Genomic DNA, 6,980 nt, shown 5'->3' on the forward strand with positions numbered 1-6,980 from the left:
CGCTGCTGGGCGACATTCGGGCACTGATCGAGGCGGCGCGCAAGCGCGCCGCCTCGACGGTGAATAGCGAGCTGACGATGCTCTACTGGCGCATCGGCCAGCGCATCCGCACGCACGTCTTGGACGGACGCCGGGGCGCCTACGGCAAGGAAGTCCTGCCCACCCTGGCGGCGCAGTTGGTGAAGGAGTACGGCGGCAGTTTTGCCGAGCAGAACCTGCGCCGCATGGTGCAGTTCGCGGCCACCTTCCCCGACGAGCAGATTCTCGTATCACTGATACGAGAATTGAGCTGGACGCACTTCATCGCCCTGATCCCGCTGAAAGACCCGCTCCAGCGGGACTATTACGCGCAGATGGCGAGCGCCGAACGCTGGAGCGTCCGGACGCTGCGCGAGCGCATCGACTCGATGCTGTACGAGCGCACGGCGCTGTCTCAAAAGCCGGGCGAGACGATCGCGCACGAGCTGGCGACGATGCGCGATGCGCAGCGCATGTCGCCCGCCCTGGTCATGCGCGACCCGTACATCCTCGACTTCCTGGGGCTGCGGGACACTTGGCAGGAAGGCGACTTGGAGGCGGCGATCATCCGCGAAATGGAGTCGTTCTTGTTGGAGCTGGGCGCGGGTTTCAGCTTCGTGGCCCGGCAGAAGCGCATCCAGATCGACGGCGAGGATTTCCACCTCGACCTGCTGTTTTACAACCGCAAGCTGCGGCGGCTGGTGGCAGTGGAGTTGAAGGTCGGCGAGTTCAAGGCAGCTTTCAAGGGACAGATGGAGCTTTATCTTCGCTGGCTGGACAAGCACGAACGGGAGCCGGAGGAAGCCTCGCCGCTGGGGATCATCCTTTGCACCGGCAAGAAGCGCGAGCAGATCGAATTGCTGGAGTTGGACAAGTCGGGCATCCACGTCGCCGAGTACCTGACCGCCTTGCCGCCGAGGGGCGTGCTGGTGGAGCGGCTGCAACAAGCAACGCAACGGGCGCAGTTGCAGATCGAGCAGCGCAAGACCGACAACGAATAGTCCTGTCCCAAGCAGTCGGGCGTCCCGGCGTACCGCCGTCGCGCTGTCGTGCTGCGCATCGAGCCTCGCTGCGCGAGTCTCGCCCCTGTCGGGCTTCCATCACTGACGCCTCCGGCCCGGCTCGCTGATCCGCGCCTGCGCGCTTCGCTTGCCAAAAACCCGCGTGCGTGGGGTGGTGTGAGGGGGCGGTCTTGCTGTGTCCCTTCACCGTATCACGGCGTTCTCGCCGTGCAAGGGCTGCGCGCGCCTTGCGCGCTTGCGTCCTGGCGGCCGTCTGCGACCCCTGACTGCTGCGCTGCGCCGTGAGGGCGACGGTTCCGGGCAATTCCGCCCTTGCAACCGGAGAACCGTCATGAACGACAAATCACACGTTTCCCTCGAACAGCACGTTTGCTTGGTCTGCGGCACGGCGTTCGACACCGGCGCGATCCTGCTGGACAAGCGCCTGCGCGCGAGCATGGAGCGCCACACGGCGACCGGCTGGGGCCTGTGCCCCGAGCATCAGAAGCTGGCCGACGATGGCTTTGTCGCGCTGGTCGAATGCGATCCGCAGCGCAGCGGGTCGCAGGCTGGCGGGCGCATGAAGCCCGAGCAGGCATACCGGACGGGCCGGCTGGCCCATCTGCGGCGCACGGTGTTCGCGCAGGTGTTCAACGTGCCGATCGCGGACGAGCAGGCTTGCGTGTTCGTTGAGCCTGGCGTGATCGAGCAGTTGCAGTCGATGACAGCGCCGGCGGCGGGCTGATTGCGTCGTGCGGCCTTCGGTGCGTCGCTCCTTCGCGGGCGGCGCACTTTTTCATATCCCCCCAGGGGGGATACAATTGCCACATGAACGCGACACACAAGCACTCAACCCATCCCGATCTCGTGAAGCGGCTGAAACGCGCCGATGGTCATCTTCGGCACGTCATAGGGATGATCGAAAGTGGCGAATCCTGTCTCGACATCGCCCGCCAGCTCGCGGCGGTGGAAAGCGCGGTGACGGCCGCAAAGCGCGTCCTGATCCACGACCACATCGACCATTGCCTGGCCCATGACGAAGACTCCGTTTTGACCGAAATGAAGGCACTGACCAAACTGCTTTGAGGCCCGCCGATGCTCTCCGTCCTGAAGAACCGTACCTACCGTCACCTGTTCGCCGCTCAAGTGATTGCGCTTGTCGGCACGGGCCTGATGACGGTAGCCCTTGGCCTGCTTGCCTACGATCTGGCCGGGGCGAATGCCGGCGCGGTACTCGGAACGGCACTTGCCATAAAAATGCTTGCCTATGTCGGAGTCGCCCCGGTCGCGCAGGCTTTCGCCGACCGGCTGCCGCGACGGTCGTTGCTCGTTGCCCTTGACTTAGTACGAGCATCCGTTGCGCTCTGCTTGCCCTTTGTCAGCGAAATCTGGCAAATCTATCTGCTGATCTTCGTCTTGCAAGCGGCGTCCGCAGGCTTCACGCCGACCTTTCAAGCCACTATCCCAGACATCCTTCCGGACGAAGACGAGTACACGAAAGCACTGTCGCTTTCCCGGCTGGCCTACGATTTGGAAAGCCTGATTTCCCCGATGCTGGCCGCCGCGCTACTGACAGTCATCAGCTTCCACAACCTGTTTGCCGGAACGGTTCTCGGCTTCCTCGTGTCAGCCGCGCTGGTGGTCAGCGTGAGGCTTCCCACAACCGTTCCCGGCCCGCGTCGTGGCATATGGGATCGCACTACGCGGGGCACGCGCATTTACCTCGCCACACCGCGCCTTCGGGGTCTGCTGGCGATCAGCCTCGCTGTGGCAGCAGCGGGGTCAATGGTGATCGTGAACACGGTGGTCATCGTGAAGGCACGCTTCGGCCTGGGCGAATCCGAGGTGGCGTGGGCGCTGGCGGCCTTCGGAGGCGGGTCGATGGTTGCGGCCTTCGCGCTGCCTCGCCTGCTCGACAAGATTGCTGATCGACCTGTCATGATTGCGGGAGCGACGATGCTGGTTGTGGGAACGGCAGCCGGGGCAATGATTCCGACCTATGCCGTTCTGGTGGTGATCTGGTTTGTGGTCGGCTTCGGCTACAGCGTGGCGCAAACACCTTCCGGCCGGCTGTTGCGCCGCTCCGCTCATCCCGAGGATCGCCCTGCGGTCTTTGCCGCGCAATTCGCCCTGTCCCATGCGTGCTGGCTCATTTGCTATCCCTTGGCCGGTCGCTTCGGCGCTGCCTTTGGGCTGCAATCGACCTTCATCATCATGTCGCTGATTGGTCTTGTCGGAGTGGGACTGGCGCTGTGGCTCTGGCCCGCTAGAGATTCTTCCGACATCGCCCACGATCACCCTGATCTACCGCCAGATCATCCTCACTTGCGCGAACATGCAGACCGAGGCGGGCACCGTCATCCCATGATCGTTGACGATCTGCACCGGGACTGGGCGCGCATTTAAGAACTACCCGCCTTTCACATCGCTGATGCTTCCGGCCCGGATGGCTATTCGGGCCTGCGCGCTTCGCTTACCGAAAACCAGAGTACGTGGAGGTGCGAGGGAGGCGGTCTTGCTGTTCCCCTCATCGTGCCACGGCGTTCTCGCCGTCAAGGGCTGCGCGCCGACGGCGCTTGCGTCCTGGCGGCCGTCGTTGACCCCTGACTGCTTGCGCTCCGCCGTGCCCTGGAAGGGTCGGGCAATTTCGCCCGGCAACCTTTCAGGAGTTCACCATGAACAACGCACTCATCACCGACGAGCAGCGCATCGTGCTGCTGACCAACGGCCGCGAATCCTTGGAGAACCCGGACTTCGATCCGGCCCCCGTGGTCAAGCTGTTCACGCCGGACGCCGGCGCGACCTGGCTACTGACCGAGATTGATCCCGATGACCACGACCACGCCTTTGGTCTTTGCGACCTGGGCTTGGGGGCGCCGGAAATCGGCTGGGTCAGCCTGGGCGAACTGGCGACGGTGCGCGGCGGGCTGGGCCTGCCGATTGAGCGCGACCTGTCTTTCCGCGCCGAGAAGCGGTTGAGCGCCTATGCGCGCGATGCGCGCTTGGCCGGGCGGATCGCTGTCTGACCTGGCCGTGGGAGCGCCGCGCGCTCCTTGTGCTTTCTCGACCATCGAAGGAGATCAATGCCATGAGCAGCCATCACGACCACATCATCGAAATCACAGCACAGCACGATGCGCTCAAGCCGTTCGCGCCGGAGAACGGCCAGCCCTTGCGCTTCAAGATCGGCGACGCGGTGATCTACGCCAACGAGTACGGCGCACAGTTCCGGCGCCGCGTCACCGGGTTCTACCAGCCCACCGGGCTGTCGGGTCTGTACGCGCACGGTGCGCGCTACCTGCTGGACTCGTCATCGCCGTGGATGCCGGTATCGGAATCCAGCCTGCGCCCTGACGACTCGGCGTGATGCCTGCGCGCCCCTTGCGGGGCACTGCGCGCTTCGCTTGCCTCCAGGGGAAAGCCCTCGGGCTATCCCCGCCGCGCGATGCTTGGCGCCCCTCAAAGACCGCCGAACCGGCTGCGCCGGATCGGCCAGACCACAGCAGTCGCTGTCGAACCTGTTTCCCGATGACTGGCGCATGAGCTTGTGCATCGAGCCTTGAAGTCAGGGCGTCCCCGGCCAAGAAACATGGCCGGTCGCGCTCTCGTGCGCGTAGCGCATCGAGCCGCCTGCGGCGTCTCGCCCCTGACGGGCTTCCATCGTTCCCTCGCTCCGCTCGGCTGACGCCTACGGCCCGGCTTCCAGCTTCGGGCCTGCGCGCTTCGCTTGCCGTGCGGTCGGCGTGTGGAGGGGCCGTTGCCATGCCCAGCCGTCTCCCCTGACTTCATCACCTTGTCCGCGACTGTAGCCCGCGGCCGTGTGCCGTCAAGGCGCGCAGGGCCGTGTCCTCGGCTGCGCCTGCGGGCCGCACCAACCCCGCGCTTGCCTCCTTGACGGCCCCCGTTCGCGCGCTCCTGACCGTCGCGGGCGATGAACTCAGGAAAGACGGTGGCAACGGGGCCAACCGGGTTCTTCGTGCCGACCGCATCGAACAGCCGAAAGGCTGGGCTCCGAATCTAGGAATCCGGTGTGCGGTGAACAGCAAACCCTCTTTTCTTTGTCAGGAGAAAGATCATGCAACTCGCATCCCGCTTCGCTTCCCGTTCCCCGGTGCTGCGTTCGGAACGTCCCTTGTCCGACGACCAAATCCGGGCCGTGGCCCCGTCCATCTTCGCGGACGCCCCGCACGAAAGCCGCTCCGAGCGGTACAGCTACATCCCCACCGCTACCGTGCTGCAAGAACTGCGGGGGGAAGGCTTCGAGCCTTTCATGGTGACGCAAACCCGCGTGCGCCACGACGACCGCCGCGACTACACCAAGCACATGATCCGGCTGCGCCACGCCAGCCAGATCAACGGCCGCGAGGCCAACGAAATCATCCTGCTGAACTCCCATGACGGCACTAGCAGCTATCAGATGCTCGCCGGAATGTTCCGGTTCGTATGCAGCAATGGCCTTGTCTGCGGCGACACCGTGGCGGACGTGCGCGTACCCCACAAGGGCGACGTAGCCGGGCACGTCATCGAAGGCGCTTACGAAGTCTTGCACGGCTTTGACCGGGCGCAGGAATCCCGCGATGCCATGCGCGCCATCACGCTCGACGCCGGGGAATCGGAAGTGTTCGCCCGCGCTGCGCTGGCGTTGAAGTACGACGAGGACAAGCCCGCGCCCATCACGGAATCGCAAATCCTGATGCCGCGCCGCCATGACGACGACCGCCGCGACCTGTGGAGCGTGTTCAACCGCACGCAGGAGAACTTGACCAAAGGCGGCCTGTCCGCCCGCGCCGCGAGTGGCCGCCGCCAGACCACCCGGCCCGTGCAGGGCATCGACCAAAGCGTGCGCCTGAATCGCGCCCTGTGGCTGCTGGCCGATGGCCTGCGCCAGTTGAAAGCCTGAATCCCCACGCGGCAGGGGCAGGCAGCAGCCCTTGCCGCTTCTCTCGCTGCTGCATCCCTAACCGCAAGGAGTTATCACCATGAACGCCGTACTCAAAACCGAAGCCGTCGCCATCGAAGCCGCCGCACCGCTGGAAATGGCCGACCCGTCCAAGAACCTGATTCTGGTTCCGCTCTCGCAGTTGCTGCCGCGCCGCTCCAAGCGCAACGCCCGCAAGATGCCGCGCCTGTCCATCCCCGAACTGGCCGCGAGCATTGCCCGCATCGGCCTGCTGCAAAACCTGATCGTCATCCTTTCCGCAGATGGCGAGGCTTACGAGGTGGTGGCAGGCGACCGCCGACTGACCGCCTTGAAGCTGCTGGCGAAGAAGAAGCGCATCCCCGCCGACTACGAAGTGCCGTGCCTGCTGGTGCCCGATGCTTCGGCCCGTACCGTCAGCCTCGCGGAAAACCTGATGCGCGAGCAGATGCACCCCGCCGACCAGTTCGAGGCGTTCGCCGCGCTGGTCAAGGAAGGCCGGCCCATCGAGGACATTGCCGCCGACTTCGGCGTGTCCCCGCTGGTGGTGCAGCGCCGCTTGAAGCTCGCCCACATCGCGCCGCGCCTGATGGCCGACTACCGCGCCGGAACCGTCACGCTGGAACAGTTGATGGCCTTGACCATCACCGACGACCACGCCGCGCAGGAAGCCGCGTTCTTTGGTGCGCCGGAATGGCAGCGCAGCCCGTCCAAGCTGCGCGAGCGCCTGACCGAACGCGAAATCGACGCCTCGCACGCGCTGGTGCGCTTCGTCGGGCTGGACACCTACCGGCAGGCAGGCGGCGGCGTCCGCCGCGACCTGTTCGCAGAAGGCGATGCCGGAACCTACCTCACCGATACCGCAGTGCTGGAAACGCTGGTGCGCGACAAGCTGGCAACGCTGGCCGAGGACGTGCGCGCCGAGGGGTGGGCATGGGTGGAGGCCGTGCCGCATCTGGCCTACGAGGAACGGCAGGCGTTCCAGAACGCCCCGCGCCATCGCCGCGAGCCGACCACCCGCGAAGCCCGCCGCATCGCCTCGC

Annotated in this window: 8 protein-coding genes; all 8 read left to right on the forward strand. The window is 65.3% G+C overall.

The features are described from left to right. Nucleotides 1–2 precede the first annotated feature (2 nt). Nucleotides 3–1,019, forward strand: coding sequence for a PDDEXK nuclease domain-containing protein (locus LO50_RS21735; protein WP_044316340.1), 1,017 nt, complete (start codon nt 3–5; stop codon nt 1,017–1,019). Between the two features lie 352 nt (nt 1,020–1,371). Next, entirely contained in the window at nt 1,372–1,764 is a 393-nt protein-coding gene (locus tag LO50_RS21740; protein WP_023114166.1) for a hypothetical protein, read from the forward strand. Between the two features lie 83 nt (nt 1,765–1,847). Then, nucleotides 1,848–2,105, forward strand: a complete 258-nt coding sequence (locus tag LO50_RS24400) for a metal-sensing transcriptional repressor (protein ID WP_003111693.1) — start codon at nt 1,848–1,850, stop codon at nt 2,103–2,105. A 9-nt stretch (nt 2,106–2,114) separates the two neighbouring features. Then, a complete protein-coding gene (locus LO50_RS21750; protein WP_003111692.1) occupies nt 2,115–3,425 on the forward strand; it encodes an MFS transporter in 1,311 nt (436 codons plus the stop codon). Nucleotides 3,426–3,694: 269 nt separating this feature from the next. Further along, nucleotides 3,695–4,045, forward strand: a complete 351-nt coding sequence (locus LO50_RS21760; RefSeq protein WP_003111691.1) for a DUF2958 domain-containing protein — start codon at nt 3,695–3,697, stop codon at nt 4,043–4,045. A gap of 62 nt (nt 4,046–4,107) precedes the next feature. Beyond that, nucleotides 4,108–4,386: a hypothetical protein gene (locus LO50_RS21765; protein ID WP_003111690.1), complete on the forward strand. Its 279-nt coding sequence runs from the start codon at nt 4,108–4,110 to the stop codon at nt 4,384–4,386. A 708-nt stretch (nt 4,387–5,094) separates the two neighbouring features. Then, the gene (locus tag LO50_RS21770; protein WP_003111689.1) at nt 5,095–5,919 is read left to right on the forward strand and encodes a DUF932 domain-containing protein; all 825 of its coding nucleotides are present in this window, start codon (nt 5,095–5,097) and stop codon (nt 5,917–5,919) included. A 79-nt stretch (nt 5,920–5,998) separates the two neighbouring features. After that, a partial coding sequence (locus tag LO50_RS21775; protein WP_044316342.1) for a ParB/RepB/Spo0J family partition protein occupies nt 5,999–6,980 on the forward strand: 982 nt, incomplete at its 3' end.

The organism is Stutzerimonas stutzeri (genome assembly GCF_000935215.1).
GTDB lineage: Bacteria > Pseudomonadota > Gammaproteobacteria > Pseudomonadales > Pseudomonadaceae > Stutzerimonas.